This window comes from Flavobacterium endoglycinae, assembly GCF_017352115.1.
GTDB lineage: Bacteria > Bacteroidota > Bacteroidia > Flavobacteriales > Flavobacteriaceae > Flavobacterium > Flavobacterium endoglycinae.
Window position 1 is genome coordinate 4138262 of sequence record NZ_CP071448.1, and the last position, 18652, is coordinate 4156913.

General features: G+C 33.2%; 16 protein-coding genes, 1 other RNA gene and 1 pseudogene. 11 read left to right on the top strand and 7 right to left on the bottom strand.

Translation table 11 applies throughout. The features are described 5' to 3' along the window. Window positions 1-131: 131 nt before the first annotated feature. The 4 genes from J0383_RS18450 to J0383_RS18465 all read left to right on the top strand — a co-directional run bounded on the left by J0383_RS18450 (window position 132) and on the right by J0383_RS18465 (window position 3464). A complete protein-coding gene (locus tag J0383_RS18450; protein WP_207295439.1) occupies window positions 132-923 on the top strand; it encodes a (Fe-S)-binding protein in 792 nt (263 codons plus the stop codon). A gap of 90 nt (window positions 924-1013) precedes the next feature. Continuing rightward, window positions 1014-1496, top strand: a complete 483-nt coding sequence (locus J0383_RS18455) for an ABC transporter ATPase (protein WP_207295440.1) — start codon at window positions 1014-1016, stop codon at window positions 1494-1496. A gap of 381 nt (window positions 1497-1877) precedes the next feature. Continuing rightward, window positions 1878-3014: an N-acetyl-alpha-D-glucosaminyl L-malate synthase BshA gene (gene bshA / locus J0383_RS18460; RefSeq protein ID WP_207295441.1), complete on the top strand. Its 1137-nt coding sequence runs from the start codon at window positions 1878-1880 to the stop codon at window positions 3012-3014. A gap of 24 nt (window positions 3015-3038) precedes the next feature. Further along, entirely contained in the window at window positions 3039-3464 is a 426-nt protein-coding gene (locus J0383_RS18465) for a protease complex subunit PrcB family protein (RefSeq protein WP_207295442.1), read from the top strand. 108 nt (window positions 3465-3572) lie between these two features. Here the strand turns inward: J0383_RS18465 and J0383_RS18470 are convergent, their stop codons facing one another. Next, a complete protein-coding gene (locus J0383_RS18470; protein ID WP_207295443.1) occupies window positions 3573-4070 on the bottom strand; it encodes a hypothetical protein in 498 nt (165 codons plus the stop codon). Between the two features lie 154 nt (window positions 4071-4224). Next, window positions 4225-5048, bottom strand: a pseudogene (locus J0383_RS18475) (UDP-2,3-diacylglucosamine diphosphatase). Between the two features lie 188 nt (window positions 5049-5236). Between J0383_RS18475 and aroC the strand changes: the two are divergent. Both aroC and J0383_RS18485 read left to right on the top strand, forming a co-directional pair. Then, a complete protein-coding gene (gene aroC, locus J0383_RS18480) occupies window positions 5237-6295 on the top strand; it encodes a chorismate synthase (protein ID WP_207295444.1) in 1059 nt (352 codons plus the stop codon). A 51-nt stretch (window positions 6296-6346) separates the two neighbouring features. Next, window positions 6347-7627 (top strand): dicarboxylate/amino acid:cation symporter, encoded by a 1281-nt coding sequence (locus tag J0383_RS18485; protein WP_207295445.1) that lies wholly within the window; start codon window positions 6347-6349, stop codon window positions 7625-7627. Window positions 7628-7712: 85 nt separating this feature from the next. Here the strand turns inward: J0383_RS18485 and J0383_RS23770 are convergent, their stop codons facing one another. Beyond that, window positions 7713-7847 (bottom strand): hypothetical protein, encoded by a 135-nt coding sequence (locus J0383_RS23770; protein WP_262898894.1) that lies wholly within the window; start codon window positions 7845-7847, stop codon window positions 7713-7715. A 358-nt stretch (window positions 7848-8205) separates the two neighbouring features. Between J0383_RS23770 and J0383_RS18490 the strand changes: the two genes are divergently transcribed. After that, window positions 8206-10392 carry a response regulator gene (locus tag J0383_RS18490; RefSeq protein ID WP_207295446.1) on the top strand — a complete coding sequence of 729 codons (2187 nt, stop codon included), beginning with the start codon at window positions 8206-8208 and terminating at the stop codon, window positions 10390-10392. Here the strand turns inward: J0383_RS18490 and J0383_RS18495 are convergent. Both J0383_RS18495 and J0383_RS18500 read right to left on the bottom strand, forming a co-directional pair. After that, entirely contained in the window at window positions 10389-11636 is a 1248-nt protein-coding gene (locus J0383_RS18495) for a DEAD/DEAH box helicase (protein ID WP_207295447.1), read from the bottom strand. The two genes, J0383_RS18490 and J0383_RS18495, sit on opposite strands and share 4 nt — an antisense overlap. A gap of 124 nt (window positions 11637-11760) precedes the next feature. Next, a complete protein-coding gene (locus tag J0383_RS18500) occupies window positions 11761-12807 on the bottom strand; it encodes a formimidoylglutamase (protein ID WP_207295448.1) in 1047 nt (348 codons plus the stop codon). 97 nt (window positions 12808-12904) lie between these two features. Between J0383_RS18500 and J0383_RS18505 the strand changes: the two genes are divergently transcribed. Next, window positions 12905-13786, top strand: coding sequence for a hypothetical protein (locus tag J0383_RS18505; RefSeq protein ID WP_207295449.1), 882 nt, complete (start codon window positions 12905-12907; stop codon window positions 13784-13786). An 87-nt stretch (window positions 13787-13873) separates the two neighbouring features. Here J0383_RS18505 and hutI read toward each other — a convergent pair whose 3' ends face one another. Both hutI and J0383_RS18515 read right to left on the bottom strand, forming a co-directional pair. Continuing rightward, on the bottom strand, window positions 13874-15112 hold the full coding sequence (gene hutI / locus J0383_RS18510) for an imidazolonepropionase (RefSeq protein WP_207295450.1): 1239 nt from the start codon (window positions 15110-15112) through the stop codon (window positions 13874-13876). A gap of 113 nt (window positions 15113-15225) precedes the next feature. Next, entirely contained in the window at window positions 15226-16275 is a 1050-nt protein-coding gene (locus J0383_RS18515) for a glutaminyl-peptide cyclotransferase (RefSeq protein WP_207295451.1), read from the bottom strand. Between the two features lie 88 nt (window positions 16276-16363). Here J0383_RS18515 and ffs point away from each other — a divergent pair. From ffs to fsa, 3 genes are all read left to right on the top strand, one after another. Further along, window positions 16364-16461, top strand: an RNA gene (gene ffs / locus J0383_RS18520) — signal recognition particle sRNA small type. Window positions 16462-16673: 212 nt separating this feature from the next. Then, window positions 16674-17477, top strand: coding sequence for an SDR family oxidoreductase (locus tag J0383_RS18525; protein WP_207295452.1), 804 nt, complete (start codon window positions 16674-16676; stop codon window positions 17475-17477). A gap of 461 nt (window positions 17478-17938) precedes the next feature. Further along, complete coding sequence (gene fsa, locus J0383_RS18530; protein WP_202004015.1) at window positions 17939-18595, top strand: fructose-6-phosphate aldolase; 657 nt, start codon at window positions 17939-17941, stop codon at window positions 18593-18595. Window positions 18596-18652: the final 57 nt, after the last annotated feature.

Here is an 18652-nt window from a genome sequence, read left to right on the forward strand (position 1 = left end):
TATTTTAATTGGTTAATTGTTTAACCGTTTAATCAATTTTAAAAATAATATTTCGGTTTTTGTAGAATTGTCAGTTTGTTTTTGACGATTAAACAATTCCACTACAAACCGATTAAACAAAAGTGAGAGAAATGTCAGAAAGTTTAGTAGTGCCAACAATGGCAGAAATGCTGGCCGAAGGAAAACAACCAGAGGTTTTATTCTGGGTAGGTTGCGCAGGAAGTTTTGATGATAGAGCAAAAAAAATTACTAAAGCATTTGTGCGTATTTTAAATCGTACGAATGTTTCTTTTGCAGTTTTAGGTACAGAAGAGAGTTGTACTGGCGATCCTGCAAAAAGAGCTGGAAATGAATTTTTGTTCCAAATGCAGGCTATGATGAATATTGAGGTTCTAAATGCTTATGAAGCAAAAAAAATCGTAACCGCTTGTCCGCATTGTTTTAATACTTTAAAAAATGAATATCCTGAATTAGGAGGAAATTACGAAGTTATTCATCATACTGAATTCTTGAAATCATTAATTGATGAAGGAAGATTAACAGTGGAAGGCGGACAATTTAAAGGTAAAAAAATCACTTTCCACGATCCTTGCTATTTAGGAAGAGCGAATAAAGTATACGAAGCTCCAAGAGATTTAATCCAGAAATTAGACGTTGAATTGGTTGAAATGAAACGTTCTAAAGCAAACGGATTATGTTGTGGTGCTGGTGGAGCGCAGATGTTTAAAGACGCGGAACCAGGGAACAAAGAGGTGAATGTTTTACGTACAGAAGATGCTTTAGAAACGAAACCGGATATTATTGCAGCGGGTTGTCCTTTCTGTAATACCATGCTGACTGATGGAATTAAACATGCACACAAAGAAGGCGAAGTAAAGGTAATGGATGTGGCAGAGCTAATTGCGAATGCGCAGGATTTATAAAAATAAAGATTCTAAGTTTCTAAGATGCTAAGGTTTTTAGCTTGAAACTTCAGAAATCTAAAATCAACAATCTAAAATCTAAAATTAAAAATGTATATACCTTTTGAAAATTTACCGGGTGAATCAAGAGTTTGGATTTACCAGTCGAACAGAAAATTTTCTGAGGAAGAGTTTTCTGAAATTGAAACTGATTTAAAAGCTTTTGTAGAACAATGGGCGGCACACGGCACCAGTCTTGAAGCTTCCTTTTTATTGAAATACAACCGATTCATTATATTAGCTGTAAATCAAGAGGTACAAGCAGCGACAGGCTGTTCAATCGATAGTTCTGTAGAATTTATTCAAGGATTAGAGAAAAAGTACAATGTTGATTTATTGGATAAAATGAATGTTACTTTTAAATTAGGAGAACATATTGCTCATAAACCATTAATTGACTTCAAGAAAATGGTAAAAGACAAGGCAGTAACTGGAAATACAATTGTATTTAATAACTTGGTTACTAATATTGAAGAATTTAACGATGCTTGGGAAGTTCCTGCTGCCGACAGCTGGCACAGCAGATTTTTCTAAGAGAAATTTATAAAGTATTAAAAGGCATGAAATTTAATTTTATGCCTTTTTTTGTGGGTCTAACTTTGTCAAAATTTTAAACTTTGACAAAGTTGATTTAGTGAGTTAATTTCATTTGAAAACAATAACGTCTCTTTTAGTCCCGATGGGAGCGATATCCTTTTTCTGGCTTCTTTAGACAGAAAAAGATAAAGCGGACAGCGGGAAGGTTGGTTCTTTTGAAAACAGTTTTTACTGCTCCTTATAAAAATAGGAGAAAATTTTAATCAAAAAATCTAACTGTCTAATAATCTGACCGCTCTAATATTTACAAAAATCTAACAATTTAAACGGTCAATTCAACGCTATTTTTGAGTATTTTCGTAGAATTAAATTAAATACATGAAAATAGCAATTGTTTGTTATCCTACTTTTGGAGGTAGTGGTGTAGTAGCCACAGAGTTAGGTCTCGAATTAGCCAGAAGAGGACACGAAATACACTTTATAACTTACAGCCAGCCGGTTAGATTGGCGCTTTTAAATCCAAATGTTCATTATCACGAAGTAAACGTTCCGGAATATCCTTTGTTTCATTATCAACCGTATGAATTGGCATTGTCAAGTAAACTGGTTGATATGGTTAAATTGTATAAAATTGAGCTTCTGCACGTACATTATGCCATTCCTCATGCGTATGCAGGGTATATGGCAAAACAGATGCTGAAAAATGAAGGGATTAATCTTCCGATGATTACAACTCTTCACGGAACAGATATTACATTGGTTGGAAATCATCCGTTTTATAAACCTGCGGTAACTTTCAGTATCAATAAATCAGATTATGTGACTTCGGTTTCTCAGAGTTTGAAAGATGATACTTTGAAATTATTCAAAATCAAGAATAAAATCAAAGTGATTCCTAATTTTATAGAATTGGATAAAGTAAAAAAAGATCCTAGCGCGCCTTGCCACCGTTATGTAATGGCAAATGAGAACGAGCGTATTATTACCCATATCAGTAATTTTAGAAAAGTAAAACGCATTCCAGATATTATTAAGATCTTTTATAGTGTTCAAAAAGAAATTCCTGCTAAGCTGATGATGGTAGGAGATGGACCTGAAAAAGAAAAAGCAGAAATTTTGTGTCAAGAATTAGGCATCTTAGATAAAGTTATTTTCTTTGGGAATAGCCATGAGATCGATAAAATTTTATGTATGACCGATTTGTTCCTGCTTCCTTCTGAAACTGAAAGTTTTGGTCTGGCAGCTTTGGAAGCTATGGCTTGCGGAGTTCCTGTTATTTCTAGTAATTCTGGCGGTCTGCCTGAAGTTAATTTTGACGGCGTTTCGGGGTATTTAAGCAACGTTGGCGATGTAGAGTCAATGGCTGCAAATGCAATTAAAATCTTGAAAGACGAAGATACTTTGAATGAATTTAAAGCGAATGCATTAGAAGTGGCAAAAAAGTTTGATATTAAAAATATACTTCCTAAATATGAAGCTTTGTATCAAAAAGCAATTGACGATTATAAAGATTAAAACATTAATTTAAAATTTAAATGTATGAAAAAAATAATTTCAGTTTTGATAGTTTTTGTTTTGATTTCCTGTGGCGCTAAAAAGACAACTGGTTCTACGGCATTGTACGAAGTTTTAACCGAGCAGTCTAATGGAGGCGGTAATATTAAGTTCTTTGAAATTCTAACAGAACCAAACGAAATTAAAATGCTGCAGAATGATCCGCTTTTGGCTCATAAAATGAAAGACGCTGACATTGCAAATTCCAATTATGTAATCCTTAATATGGGTGAGAAAAACACAGGAGGATATTCTATTGGAGTAGAGAAAGTGGAAGAAACTGATAAAAATATCATTATTACGGTTAAAGAAAACAATCCATCGTCTGATGCAATGGTAATCCAGGTAATCTCATATCCGTATACAGTGGTTAAAGTACATTCTAAAAAAGAAATTATTATTAAAGAATAAAAAGAAAATAGTTAAATGCGAAATGTTATTTTTTCATTAACTCATAAAAAAAACCTGTCGTTTAAGCGACAGGTTTCTTCTTACAATTTTTTTTATCTTTTATTCTGTTTAGAATCTGAATTTAACTCCTAATCCGACGTCAAATCCAAAATTATCATCATCATAATATCCTGAACCAATTTCAGGTCTACCGTCTAATGATAATGTAATTGGCACTTCTTTAAATCTATATTCGATACCAATGTCTCCGGCAGCAAACACATAAGTTCCGCTGTCGCTATATCTTAAATTGTTGTAACGGTGATCGTAGTCCCAGGCAGCAACTCCACCACCAACACCGGCGTACCAGTTAAAACCTCCATCGATGTTCCAAACCCATTGGTAAAGCGCAACGGCTTTTATGGCATCTACATCACGGCTGTTTCTCCATCCTAAATCAAACTCAAGTCTGTTTTTTTGATTTAATCCTAATTGATAGGATACTTCGCCTCCAAATCCGTTATTGTCTCCAAGACGTAATCCTAAAGCGTTTTTTGAAATTTCTTGTGATTGTGCAGTAAATGCAAAACCAAAGATCATAATGGCAGATACTATTATCTTCTTCATAAAAATGGTTATTAATTTTTGTCAAATTTAATTTTACTTATTTATGAAGAACGTATAATATTTTTAGAAATTGTTATATAATTCACATTTTTTGGCAATTTCGCTGGTATCAAAAGTTAAAAACATCGCTTACAGGGCTTTAAAACAAGGTTTTCTATTTTTTAAGAATGATATTTGATAACATTTGGGAAGTTAAAATATCTTCCATTTCAAATAAATTTTCCTCTTCAGTAAAATTGGTTGAGTGTACGAATATAATTTCCAGCGTTTTTTATGGTATTCTAAAGCAGTTAAATTTTCAACCCAGTCACCAGAATTTAAATACAAAGTCGATCCGTATTTATTTTCCTTATTTAAGATTTTTGGTTCGTGAATATGACCGCAGATTACATAATCGTATTTTTTTTCAATAGCCAGATCGGTTGCAGTAGTTTCAAAATCCGAAATAAATTTGACCGCTTTCTTGACGCTGGCTTTTATTTTTTTTGAAAAAGAATAAGGCTCACGACCTAATTTAGCCAGGCACCAGTTGGCAAAACGATTCATAAGAATCAGATAATCGTAACCTAAGCCTCCTAATTTGGCAATCCATTTTGAATGCTGAACAGAAGCATCAAATACGTCACCGTGAAAAATCCAGGCTTTTTTATCGTCTAATTCTAAAACTAATTTATCGACCAAAGAAAAATTTCCCATACTCATGTCGCTGAATTTTCGAAGTATCTCGTCATGATTTCCAGTAATATAGTACACTTTTGTACCCTTTGAAGCCATCCCGATAATACGTTGAATAACTCTTAAATGCGCTTTTGGAAAGTAGGATTTTCTAAACTGCCACGCATCAATTATATCTCCGTTTAAGATTAAAGTTTTGGGTTTAATGCTTGAAAGATAGTTGTTTAGTTCTTTAGCGTGACTTCCGTAAGTTCCCAAATGGACATCTGAAATTATGACCAATTCGACGTTTCTTTTTTTCAATTTTTCCTAATTTGAAGTTTAGCAAATGAAAGAAAATTGAACTGGATTTATTTTATCAAAAGGTTATTAAAAACACTTTAATTTTACCAAATTGTGATTTTTAAACTGTTTAATGTTTAGTTAATAATACCAATTTTAAATTTTTTAATTTAATTCATAAAACTTACATTTGCTCAAAACTATAAACAATGGCAGGAAACAGCTACGGCACCCTATATAAAGTAACAACTTTTGGAGAATCTCATGGTGAAGCATTAGGCGGTATTATTGACGGATGCCCTCCAGGAATACAACTTGATTTTGAAGCAATTGAAGTTGATATGGCAAGAAGAAAACCAGGTCAGTCAGCAATTGTAACGCAAAGAAAAGAACCAGACAGTGTTCAATTTTTATCTGGGATTTTCGAAGGCAAAACTACTGGAACTCCAATTGGGTTTATTATTCCAAATACCAATCAAAAATCAGACGATTATTCTCATATAAAAGATAACTACAGACCAAGTCATGCTGATTATGTATACGATCAGAAATATGGTTTTCGTGATTACCGCGGCGGTGGAAGAAGTTCTGCACGTGAAACAGCGAGTAGAGTAGTAGCAGGTGCTATTGCGAAACAAATGCTTCCTGAAATTAAAATTAATGCTTACGTATCTTCTGTTGGTCCAATTCATTTAGAAACACCTTATCAGGAATTGGATTTTTCAAAAATTGAAAGCAATCCAGTTCGTTGTCCAGATGAAAAACAGGCGGCGATTATGGAAGAATATATTCGTGATATCCGTAAACAAGGTGATACTGTTGGAGGTGTCGTTACTTGTGTGATTCAAAATGTTCCTGTTGGTTTAGGAGAACCGGTTTTTGATAAACTTCATGCTGAATTAGGCAAAGCAATGCTTTCTATAAATGCTGTTAAAGGTTTTGAATACGGAAGCGGTTTCTCTGGTTCTGAAATGAAAGGAAGCGAACACAACGATTTATACAATCCTGACGGAAGTACAAAAACAAATCTTTCAGGTGGAATCCAAGGCGGAATCAGCAACGGAATGGATATTTATTTCAGAGTAGCCTTTAAACCAGTTGCTACTATTATGCAGACTCAGGATTCATTAGATAATCAAGGAAATATTACACCAATGACCGGAAAAGGACGTCATGATCCTTGCGTGGTTCCTCGTGCAGTGCCAATTGTGGAAGCAATGGCTGCCATTGTTTTGGCTGATTTTTATCTAATCAACAAAACATATTAATAAAGTTAAGGCAGTGAGGGTCTTAAATTTTAATAATTAAAAAATAAATTAATGCAAGTTACAGAAACTAAAAAAAAATCATTTCTTTCAGGATTAACAGGGCAGATTTTAATTGCAATGGTTCTTGGTGCAACGCTCGGAATTATACTGCATAATTATATTTCACCTGAAGCAGCGCAGTCATTTAGTACCAAAATTAAAATGCTTGCTACAGTTTTTATCCGATTGGTGCAGATGATTATTTCTCCATTGGTTTTTACTACACTGGTAGTAGGAATTGCAAAACTTGGAGATATAAAAACAGTAGGAAGAATTGGAGGTAAAGCACTTGGATGGTTTTTTACAGCTTCTTTTATATCCTTATTAATTGGATTATTTTACGTAAATATTTTAGAACCTGGAGTAGGTTTGAAATTAGGACACGTTGATATGGGAGCTGCTACAGAGGTAACAGCAAAAACGCAAAATTTATCATTTGAAAACTTCGTAGAACATATTGTTCCTAAAAGTATCATCGAAGCAATGGCAACTAACGAAATTCTTCAGATTGTAATTTTCTCAATCTTTTTCGGATTAGCGGCGGCTTCGTTAGGATCTACTGTAAAACCGGTTATCGGAGCTTTAGACAAAATATCACATATTGTATTAAAAATGGTAAACTATGTAATGAACTTCGCTCCAATTGGAGTTTTTGGAGCCATTGCAGGGGTATTTGCAATTAGGGATGCAGAAGAATTAATTATTACTTATTTCAAGTTTTTCGGTTCTTTTTTATTAGGAATTGGGACACTTTGGGTAGTTTTAATTGCGGTTGGTTACATTTTCTTAAAAGGAAGAATGACTAATTTGTTAAAAAGAATTATTGGACCATTGGCAATTGCTTTTGGAACTACTAGTTCTGAAGCTGTTTTTCCTAAATTAACAGAAGAGTTGGAAAGTTTTGGTGTGAAGGATAGAATTGTATCTTTTATGCTGCCGCTTGGTTATTCTTTTAACCTTGACGGAAGTATGATGTACATGACTTTTGCTAGTATTTTTATTGCACAATTCTACAATGTGCATCTGGATTTAGGAACACAAATGGCGATGCTTTTGGTATTAATGTTAACCAGCAAGGGAATTGCAGGTGTGCCACGAGCTAGTTTGGTTGTGGTTGCTGCAACCTGCGGAATGTTTGATATTCCAGTTGAAGGAATTGCATTAATTCTGCCAATTGACCATTTCTGCGATATGTTTAGAAGTGCTACAAATGTTTTAGGGAATGCTTTAGCAACTTCGGTAGTGGGACAATGGGAGAATAATAAAGAAGAAAATTTAAATTCGGTTGAATAATAAATATAGGACCTTTGCCATAAAAATGAAGCCGTAACATTTGTTACGGCTTTATTAATTTATAACGTTTAGAAAGCATTTTTTACTAACTAGCGGCTACTTTTCCTTTTCTAGGATGTATGCTTTCATCTTCAACTGGTTCTTCACCACCTGTAACAGATTTTTGCTGTGCTTTGGTTAATTTTTCTGCTTCTGCGAATTTTAAAAATTTTTCAGACATAATTGGGTTGATTTTTAGTACTTCAATCTCATATAACACTTGAAGTTTGTGTTGGTAAGTTTGTTAAAATTAAAAATATTTTTTATTTGTTTGATGGTTTTTATTGATATTTATTAACAATACAGGTTTGAAACTGTGAATTTAATTTCGGGGACTGTATTGAAATAGCAGAAGTGATTGATATTAGGTACTAAATATTTCAGCATAAAAAATGGAAATTTCAGAAGGATTTAAATTGTAACCAACATTCAAATTGGAACATTCTGCTGTCCAATGTTAAATCTTTATCTTATTAAGGTAAATACTGTTATTTTGTATTACTATAATGATGTATATTTGAAAATCGATATTCTAAATTATGCATCATTATAGGGTTAGTTTTTTTCTATTTCTATTTCTTTTTATGGTTTGTCCTGACTTGTCTGCTCAGAACAGTGCTGTATCAATAGCAAAAGTTAAAGAATTAACAAAAGAATCTTGTGATTATTTAGATCAAACCAACTATGAAAAATCCCTGAAAAAATCTGGAATTGCTCTCAAGTATGCTTTCGACCTGAAAAATGACACCTTGATTTCGAGGAATTATAACATCATCGGAATTAATTTTCATGATTTAGGCGAAATAGAAAAAGCTATTTTCTTCTATAGAAAAGCACTCTTCTACGCAGAGAGATCTAATATTGTCAGTCTCAAAATGATGATTACCAGTAATCTTGGAAATCTGCATTTTTTTGAAAAGAAAATGTACAAAGAAGGGATCGCATATTACAAAGAATCCTTAAAATTTGGGCAGCAGGAAAAATATCTCAAAGAAGTTGCCATAACAAATCTTAATATAGTTTGGTCTTATTTTAAAGTTGAAAACTACAAAGCAGGTCTCCCTTATCTAAACTATATTAACGCTCATCAAAATGATTTAAAGGGAAAATCAGATGATATTGCTTTGAATTTTTTAAACGGAATGTATTGGTCAAGCGTAAATGATACTGCGAAGGCCAACATGTATTTCTCTAAAGCTGTTTCTGCCAGCAAATCGACAGAAGATAAGCAGGATTTGTCTTTTGCACATTTGGAGTATTCTAAATTTCTAAACAAAATTGGAAAATACAAACAAGCTTACGATAACCTTTTGATGTATAATACCATAACCGGCGAACTGTATAACGAAACGAAACTTAAAAAAGCTTCAATTGCAGGTTTAAATTTAGAACTTGATGAATATAAAAGACAGATTGAGAAAATCGAAAACGAAAAAACCTCACAATCACAAAGTCTTAAAAAATCACGAATTATAGTAATTTTGTTTATTCTGATTTCATTTATATTTCTTTTTTTAATTATTACGTTAATTAAAAATATCAGGTTTAAGAAAAAACACAATTTAGAGCTTCTGGAAGCAAAAGAAATTGCGGAAGAAGCTTCTCTGTTAAAAACACAATTTATTTCGACTATAAGCCATGAATTACGCACACCGCTTTATGGTGTGGTTGGAATCACTAATATGCTTTTAGAAGAACATAAAGAACTTTCAGAAAGTGAACATTTAAGTGCCCTGAAGTTTTCTGCAAGGTATTTACTTTCACTGGTCAACGATATTTTACAAATTAATAAAATAGAAGAAAACAAAGTTGTACTCGAAAGCCTTGCTTTTAACATGTGTGATGAAATCACAATGATTAAGAATTCACTGTCGTTTTTAGCTCAGAAAAATAATAATAATTTCAATATTGAAATTGATGAAGAAATTCCAGAATACTTAATTGGAGATAAGCTAAGACTTGCGCAGATTTTAATTAATTTAGTGAGTAATGCACTAAAATTTACAAAAGACGGTCAAGTCGATATCATTATTAAGATTGACAAAATTGAAGGAAGTTTTTATCATCTGGATTTTTTAATTAAAGACAATGGAGTTGGAATCGCGGCTGTCGACCAGAATAAAATATTTGAAAAATTTGTTCAAGTAGGGCGGAAAGATGAAGATTATCAAGGAACAGGATTGGGGCTTAGCATCGTAAAACGTTTGTTGGGGCTTTTTGGCAGTTCAATTAAATTAGAAAGCGATTTGGGTAAAGGAACTGCATTTTCGTTTAAAATTCCTTTCGAATACAATACGCTTAAAACACAAAAAATAATAGAAGATATAGAAGTTGATTTGACCTCAAATGAAATTTATAAAATACTGATTGTCGAGGATAATCTAATTAACCAGCTGGTGACTAAAAAAATCATCGAAAAAAACAACTATGTATGTAAGGTTGTAGATGATGGGTTTGCCGCGCTTAAAATATTAGAAAAAGAACATTTTGATCTTATTCTAATGGATATTAATATGCCTTTAATGAACGGATTTGAAACAACTAAAAGAATTCGTTTAGAAGGAGTGAAAACACCTATTGTGGCACTTACTGCTTTTGATAAAGATGAAATTACAGATGAAGCTGTTTCTGCGGGAATGAACGATATAATAGTGAAGCCGTTTGAACCAGTTAAACTATTTAAAATTTTAAATTACCTTATTACTGAAGCAAAAAAAGCTGGTTAATACCAGCGTTTTTTGTTTCTTTTTGATGCGTTTGACTTTCTCGATTTGTGAGCGTCACCGCTTCTGTTTGAATTTTTAGGTTTTTCTCCCGGTTCAGGACTTCCAGCATGCCACGGATATGGATGATCTGAAATGACTTTTACATCAACCTTAATTAATTTTTGAATGTCTTTCCAGTACGGATGTTCGTCTTTTCCACAGAAAGAAATAGCAATTCCTCCATTTCCAGCGCGGCCTGTACGACCAATTCGGTGAACATAGGTTTCAGGAATATTCGGAAGATCAAAGTTGATTACGTAAGGAAGCTGTTCGATATCAATTCCTCTTGCGGCAATATCGGTTGCTACTAAAACGCCTACTTCTTTATTTTTAAATGCATCTAAAACACGCTGCCTTGCATTTTGAGATTTGTCTCCATGAATAGCTTCTGCGGGAATATCTTTTTTACGCAATGCTTTCACCACATTATCAGCGCCGTGTTTGGTTCTGGAAAAAACCAACACGTTTGATAAATTTTCATTTTTAATTAAATGATACAGCAGATTTCGTTTTTCTGTTTTGTCAACAAAATAAATGCGCTGTTCAACATTTTCTGCAGTTGATGAAACCGGAGAAACTTCTACTTTTTCAGGATCCTGCAAAAACATTTCTGCCAATTCGCGTATTGCCAAAGGCATTGTAGCAGAAAACAATAATGTCTGTCTGTTTTTTGGAGTCAGTTTTATAATCTTTTTTACATCATTTATAAAACCCATATCCAGCATTTGATCGGCTTCATCTAATACTAAAGTGTGCAGATGATTCAAATCTAGAAAACCTTGTTTGTGTAAATCCAATAAACGACCTGGAGTAGAAACCAGAATGTCAACACCATTTTTTAAAGCTTCAACTTGCGGATTTTGCGAAACTCCTCCAAAAATAGTGAGTTGTACTAAATTGGTATATTTAGAATACGTGTCAAAACTTTGTCCGATTTGTACTGCGAGTTCTCGTGTAGGTGTAACTACAAGAGCGCGAATTTGTTTGGCTTTTTTTGATGAGCCTACAATTCGGTGCAATTGGTGTATAATTGGAATAGCAAATGCTGCCGTTTTCCCCGTTCCCGTCTGTGCACAGCCAATTAAATCCCTTCCTGCCAAAACAATCGGAATGGATTTTTCTTGAATTGGAGTAGGATTTAGATAGCCTTCTTCAAATACGGCTTTTTGTATACTTTTTGAAAGTGATAAATCTTCGAATAACATATCTTACAAATTAAGATTTTTAGTTTTAAGTACTAAAATCTGTGCAAAGATAGGTTTATTCAGCCAATCGTTTATTTGAATCTCGTATTATTTGGGAAATATGCGGTTTTAAGCCAGCTGACCTTCAGTTAAGTTTTTCTTTTTCGTTATTGGCTTTTATGAAATCCGTGATTAAATAACCAATTAATTTTCCAATTAAATTATTATTGGGAGAATCTGCTAAATCCGGAGCGCCTTCGCATATATGCAGGTAGGTCGCATTTCTGTTTTGCCCGAAGAAAGAAATAAACTGTCGTAATTCTTCAACCGAAAACCCGCTGATTGTCATGGCACTGCTTGCAATATTAGGTATCGCATCGAGATCAATCTCAATTCCAAAAGCATCTGTTTTAATAAACTCCAGTGCAAGTGCCATTTCTCTAGTGAAATCTTTTTCTTTGCGAATATTCACACTGTCATAAGTATTGTAACGAACACGATCCTCAAGTTTTTTGATGATATCTAAAACGCTTTTTGAAGTATAATTTTCATGTAGACCAAAGATGAAATATTTTTTGAGGAAACCTTCTTCGTAAGCATATGAAAAACCATTGCCACTGTGTCGTCCTTCTAAAATTCTGAAATCAGAATGCGCATCAAAATTGATAGCGTTAATAGGTTTTCCTTTGGCTAAAGCCGAACCTTTAATATTGCCATAAGCATTATTATGTCCACCGCCAATAATAATAGGGGTTTTTCCGGCTTTTATGATGTTAAAAATGATATGCGAAACTTCTTTGTCGATTTTTTCAACCAGCTGGCTTAATTTAGAACGATCGTCAATATCATTAAAGTCCAGATTTTCTACCTCGCGCATTTCTTCCGCTACATTCAGCTGTCCTAAAATAATAATCTGACTGCCTTTGGCAAAACGATTGTGCTGTATGTTGGCAATACTTTTAATTGCATTTTCCCAAGCTGAAGCTGTTCCCGGACGACCGTAGTTAGCACGCACGCCAATATCTTCTGGAATACCAAAAAGTACATACTTCGCCTCAGATTCTTGTAAAAATTTGATTTTGTCAGTTCCTGTTGGAATGATAATCATTTTTTCACCGAATTTTATTTCACCACTACGATGATTTGTGACTTTTGCCAAATCATTGACAGTAAAAGGAATCAATTTCTCCATTAAAAAAAAATATTTTCCAAAAATAATATAATTGTTACAACTTACGTTATTACGATATATTAATTCTTAAATTTGTTTTAAAGAAAATTATTTAAATATGGAAAACCCAAAGAACAACAACAATTCGAGTCTAAAAGCGGTAATCGCCGTTCTAGCAGTCCTACTGATTGGTAGCTTAGTGTATATTTTTAAACTTTCTTCTGATACTGACGTAGTTCAAACAGAATTAACAACAACTATGACAGAAAAAGAGTCTGTTATGAAAGATTTACAGGAATTAAAAGCAACTTACGATGCTGCAATTGCTGAAAATACTTCAATGTCTGATGAATTAATTCAGGAAAGAGATAAAGTTGTCGCTTTGATGGATGATTTAAATAAATCAAAAGGGGACGTTTCTAAATATAGAGCTCAAGTTCAGGCTATGCAGGGCAAAATGAAAACTCTTGTTGCGGAAAACGATGAGTTGAAAAAACAAAATGGTGTTTTAACAACTCAAAGAGACAGTACAATTGTGGTTTTAGGAGAGTCTAAAAAATACAATGAAGTACTTGTTGGCCAAAACGAGGAGTTAGCAAAAACAGTTGAAAGAGGTTCTAAATTATCGATTTTGAACACTAAAACATCTGCTTACAAGTTAAAAAGCTCTGGAAAACAGATCGAAACAGATAAAGCAAGCCGTGCTGATATCTTAAAAGTTAGTTTTACAATCGCTGAAAACCAAATTGCTAAATCTGGAGATAAAACGTATTATGTTCAGGTTATTGATGCTAAAAACAATGTTTTAGGCGAGAAAAAAACAGAAAATTTTGGAGATAACTCTTTAACTTACAGCTTTAAAACAACTGTAAAATACGAGAATAAATCTGTAAATGTAACAGAAGATCTTCCTGGAAAAGATTTCGCAAAAGGAACTTATTTTATCAACGTTTTCGATAATGATGAATTAGTTTCTAAAACAAGCTTCAGCTTAAGATAATTCAGCCAAAGGGATAAAAATACCACTTAAGATATTAAAGGTCTGTGATTTTCACAGACCTTTTTTAATATGGTAAAATTTCAATTATTATGTTAGAAGTTTTCCTTCTATAAAAACATTTTCAATCAAATTGCTTCCAAAAGCGTATGGGATTTGATAATAAGAAGAAATAGGTTTGGTAAGGATTAAATTAGCTTTTTTTCCTTTTGTAATACTTCCATGTGTTTGCGATAATCCCATAGCATAAGCACCGTTTATGGTCGCTGCATTTATAGCTTCTTCAGGAGTCATTTTCATTTTGATACAAGCTGTGGCAACAACAAAATTCATATTCCCTGATGGAGTAGAACCGGGATTAAAATCTGTAGCCAATGCGAGTGGTAATCCTGCTTTTAGCATTTCTCGGGCTGGTGTATACGGAATACTTAAAAAATAAGAACAAGAAGGTAATGCGACAGGCATCGTTTCAGTCGCTTTTAAAGCTTCGATATCTTCGGGATTCATGATTTCAAGATGATCTACAGAAAGAGCATTATACTTAATTCCTGCCTGAATACCGCCAATAGAATTAAATTGGTTAACATGAATTTTTGGCTTTAAGCCAAATTCAATTCCAGCCTGCATAATTTTTTCAGTTTCTTCTACAGAGAAATAACCGCTTTCGCAGAAAACATCTATATAATCTGCCAGTTTATTTTGCGCAATTTCGGGAATCATTTTGGTAATGATTTCATCGATATAGCCTGTTTTATTTTCTTTATAATGTGCAGGAAATGCATGAGCACCCAAAAAAGTGGCCTTAATTGAAACCGGATAGTTTTCAGCCAATTTTTTGATTACACGAAGCATTTTCATCTCGCCTTCGATGGTTAATCCGTATCCTGATTTTATTTCTACAGCTCCAGTTCCTAACTGCATTACTTCTTCGAGACGAAGTTTTGACTGTTCGTAAATTTCTTCTTCAGATGTTTCGTTTAATTTTTTAGCCGAATTTAAAATTCCGCCGCCACGGTTTGCGATTTCTTCATAAGAAAGTCCGTTGATGCGGTCTACAAATTCCTGTTCACGGTTTCCTGCGTATACAATGTGGGTATGGCTGTCGCACCAAGCAGGAAGAACAACTCTGCCAGAAGCATCTATAATGGTATCAGCATTGATTTGAGGAAGATTTTCCATTGAACCGAAGTCTTCAATCAAATTGTCTTTTATAATTAAAAATGCATTTTTTAGGGTTGGAAGTTTAGCCATTTCTGCTCCCGAAATTTTCTCTATAGAGGTTTCGCGAACTTGGAGTAACTCTTGTATGTTTTTTATTAATGTTATCATTAGCGTGGTTGTAAAACACAAATTTGCTTCGTCTATTCCCTACGGTCGAGTCAAATTATCACGAACTAATGCGTGCAATTTGTGAAATTCGTATTTTTTATTGTTTTGTCCTTTTATTCTGAAACTGTTATTTCAAACATTTTATCCCAGTATTTACCAGTTACAAAAATAGTTTTGGTGGCAGGGTTGTAAGCAATACCATTTAATACTTCAGCATTTTTAGCTTTAAGGAATTTACGTAAACCTGATAAATTGATAATACCTTCCACAGCACCAGATGTGGGATTTACAACTGCAATAGCATCTTTCTGCCATACATTTGCATAGAATTTTCCGTTGATTAATTCTAATTCATTTATAGCTTTAATTTTAGAACTTCCAGAGTACACATTGATATAATCAATCAATTTTTGAGTCTGCGGATCCATTTTCCAGATTTTTTCTGTTCCGTCAGAATGATAAATATATTTGTCGTCATGTGTCATTCCCCAGCCTTCAATATCTTTATCGTATTTGAACGTTTTTTCTAATTTGAATGTTTTTGCATCATAGATAAAACCTGTTTTTTCCTGCCAGCTCAACTGATAGATTTTATCATTAAAGAAAGTGATTCCTTCTCCAAAATATTCTTTAGGAAGATCTACTTGTTTAATTACTTTTCCAGTTTTATAATCTACAGATCTAAAGTAAGAATCTTCTTTTTGACCAGTACTTTCAAATAAAACACCATCGTGAAATTCTAAACCTTCTGTAAAAGCAGTTGTGTCATGTGTAAAAGTGTTTACGATTTTATAGTTTAAAAGTTTTGGTTCAACACTAGAAACTAATTCAATACGTTTTGTCGCATCAGATGAATTTCCTCCGTAATAAACGGTTGCTTTTAAATACTGATATCCTAATTTTTGATCTTTTAATTCAAACTTAAATTTTTCAGTACCTTTTGTACTTCCCACTTTTTTATCATTATTGAAGTACACAATGCTGTCGATTTCTTTCGAATTTGGGTTCAAAATTCCTATTGAAACTGATTCTTGAGGTAAAAAATGGGCTGGAAAAGCAGAATCATCAATATTAAATAAAGAATTTTCACCTTTATTTTTATCTCCGCATCCAATTAAAGTGATTCCTAATAAAATGACAGATAGGAAGTTATATTTTTTCATAGTTTAAAATTTGAATAAGCCAATATACAACGATATTTTTATAGCAACAAAGGTCTTGCAAAAATATAAAAAGATTGTATATTTGCACCGGCAAGTCCTACACGACCAGCTCCTGCAGACTCCCCCAGGATGGGAACATAGCAAGGGTACGTGGTTGAGCGGTGCGATGTAGGTCGCTTGCCATTTTTTATTTTTTGTTTTTCCTGAACCTGTTTCAGGATTTTTTTTAGAATTTATTTAAATGTAGTCTTCCTTCGGGAGGATTTTTTTATTTTTGAACCTTTCTGATGTTACATGTTATTGGTTAGAAGTTCAATGTTAACTGCTCAGATTTCAGTTTTCAAAAAGACAAAATCCAAAAACGTATAACTCATAATCTCTAACTTATAACTTAAAAAATGAGTAAAGTCGTTTTAATTACCGGAGGTTCCTCAGGAATTGGAAAATCTATTGGTGAATTTTTGCATAAAAAAGGTTTTGTAGTATATGGAACAAGCCGAAATCCTGAAAAAATACAAAATTCTGTTTTTCCTTTACTGGCTTTAGATGTTCGAAATTCTGAAACTATTAAATCTGCTGTTGAAGAAGTTATTAAGCTTTCAGGAAGATTGGATATTGTAATTAACAACGCCGGAGTAGGAATCACTGGTCCACTTGAAGAAATCCCGATGGAGGAAATCAAGAATAACTTCGAAACCAACTTTTTTGGTCCTATAGAAGTTATGAAATCGGTTTTGCCTCAAATGCGTGAGCAGAAATCAGGCTTAATTATCAACATTACTTCCATCGCAGCTTATATGGGGTTGCCTTATAGAAGCGTTTATTCCGCTTCAAAAGGGGCTTTAGAATTGATTACAGAAGCTTTACGAATGGAGGTAAAGCAGTTTGGAATCGAAATCACAAACGTTGCTCCGGGAGATTTTGCTACAAATATTGCAGCAGGCCGTTATCATGCTCCAGTGGTAAAAGATTCTGCTTACGAAAAAGTATATGGTGATGTACTTGCCACTATGAACGAACATGTTGATGCTGGAAGTAATCCAAATGAAATGGCAGAAGCGATTTATAAAATCATACAAAATGATAAGCCGAAAGTTCATTATAAAGTTGGGGTGTTTATGCAGAAGTTTTCAATCGTCTTAAAGCGTGCACTTCCAGATAAAATGTATGAGAAAATGCTTATGAATCATTATAAATTATAAAAGTTGTAGATATGGTCAATGATTATGTAATAATATTTATTCCTATTTTATTTCTTATAGCTATTTGGTTTATAATTCGCAAGATATTTAAATCGGTAAGCAATAAAATTAATAATGCTGAGGATTATAGAGAAGATACTTTGAAAGTTCTTGAAGAAATTAGAGATGAATTGAAGGAGTTGAATAGAAATAGTTCTAAATAATCTTAAAATTTAGTTTGCATTACGAAGCGGGTTTTTGATTTATGGTGTATGAAAAAACTTTCTAATCTTGCAAGATGTGTTAAAAATGTAAAAAGCACACTTATTTTTAACATATAATTTCAAAATGGTTTTGATTTTAAAAACGTTATTGATATTGATTTTGTAATTTTGCGGCTAGATTTTCTTTTGATGATTTATTTGAAGAAAATTTATTAACATATAAATACGAACAAACCATTTTTAATTAAACAAATAATTATGAAATTTTTTATAGACACAGCTAATTTAGCTCAAATTAAAGAAGCACAAGCTTTAGGTGTTTTGGATGGTGTAACTACTAATCCATCATTAATGGCAAAAGAAGGCATTACTGGAAAAAACAATATCCTTAAACATTATGTAGACATTTGCAATCTTGTTGATGGTGATGTAAGTGCTGAAGTAAACGCTCTTGACTTTGAGGGAATGGTGAAAGAAGGTGAGGAGTTAGCTGAATTACATGAGCAGATTGTTGTAAAACTTCCTATGACTAAAGAAGGTGTTATGGCAGCTAAATATTTTTCTGATAAAGGAATCAAAACTAATGTAACACTTGTGTTTTCTGTAGGGCAGGCTATTTTAGCAGCTAAAGCAGGAGCTACTTATGTTTCTCCATTCGTGGGACGTTTAGATGATGTTTCTACAGATGGATTAAACTTAATCCAAGAAATTAGGGAAGTTTACGATAACTACGGTTACGAAACTCAAATCCTTGCCGCTTCTGTACGTCACACTATGCACATTGTAAACTGTGCTAAAATTGGTGCTGATGTTATGACTGGACCACTTTCTGCAATTTACGGATTGTTGAAACATCCATTAACTGATATTGGATTGGCTCAGTTTGTTGCTGATTTCGAAAAAGGAAATAAGTAATACTTAGTATATTATAATTTAAAATCGTCTTTTCTGTAATAAGAAAAGACGATTTTT

Excerpts from the sequence above, each read along its gene's own strand:
- J0383_RS18450 (WP_207295439.1), top strand. The coding sequence starts at position 132 with ATGTCAGAAAGTTTAGTAGTGCCAACAATGGCAGAAATGCTGGCCGAA.
- J0383_RS18455 (WP_207295440.1), top strand. The coding sequence starts at position 1,014 with ATGTATATACCTTTTGAAAATTTACCGGGTGAATCAAGAGTTTGGATT.
- bshA (WP_207295441.1), top strand. The coding sequence starts at position 1,878 with ATGAAAATAGCAATTGTTTGTTATCCTACTTTTGGAGGTAGTGGTGTA.
- J0383_RS18465 (WP_207295442.1), top strand. The coding sequence starts at position 3,039 with ATGAAAAAAATAATTTCAGTTTTGATAGTTTTTGTTTTGATTTCCTGT.
- J0383_RS18470 (WP_207295443.1), bottom strand. The coding sequence starts at position 4,070 with ATGAAGAAGATAATAGTATCTGCCATTATGATCTTTGGTTTTGCATTT.
- aroC (WP_207295444.1), top strand. The coding sequence starts at position 5,237 with ATGGCAGGAAACAGCTACGGCACCCTATATAAAGTAACAACTTTTGGA.
- J0383_RS18485 (WP_207295445.1), top strand. The coding sequence starts at position 6,347 with ATGCAAGTTACAGAAACTAAAAAAAAATCATTTCTTTCAGGATTAACA.
- J0383_RS23770 (WP_262898894.1), bottom strand. The coding sequence starts at position 7,847 with ATGTCTGAAAAATTTTTAAAATTCGCAGAAGCAGAAAAATTAACCAAA.
- J0383_RS18490 (WP_207295446.1), top strand. The coding sequence starts at position 8,206 with ATGCATCATTATAGGGTTAGTTTTTTTCTATTTCTATTTCTTTTTATG.
- J0383_RS18495 (WP_207295447.1), bottom strand. The coding sequence starts at position 11,636 with ATGTTATTCGAAGATTTATCACTTTCAAAAAGTATACAAAAAGCCGTA.
- J0383_RS18500 (WP_207295448.1), bottom strand. The coding sequence starts at position 12,807 with ATGGAGAAATTGATTCCTTTTACTGTCAATGATTTGGCAAAAGTCACA.
- J0383_RS18505 (WP_207295449.1), top strand. The coding sequence starts at position 12,905 with ATGGAAAACCCAAAGAACAACAACAATTCGAGTCTAAAAGCGGTAATC.
- hutI (WP_207295450.1), bottom strand. The coding sequence starts at position 15,112 with ATGATAACATTAATAAAAAACATACAAGAGTTACTCCAAGTTCGCGAA.
- J0383_RS18515 (WP_207295451.1), bottom strand. The coding sequence starts at position 16,275 with ATGAAAAAATATAACTTCCTATCTGTCATTTTATTAGGAATCACTTTA.
- J0383_RS18525 (WP_207295452.1), top strand. The coding sequence starts at position 16,674 with ATGAGTAAAGTCGTTTTAATTACCGGAGGTTCCTCAGGAATTGGAAAA.
- fsa (WP_202004015.1), top strand. The coding sequence starts at position 17,939 with ATGAAATTTTTTATAGACACAGCTAATTTAGCTCAAATTAAAGAAGCA.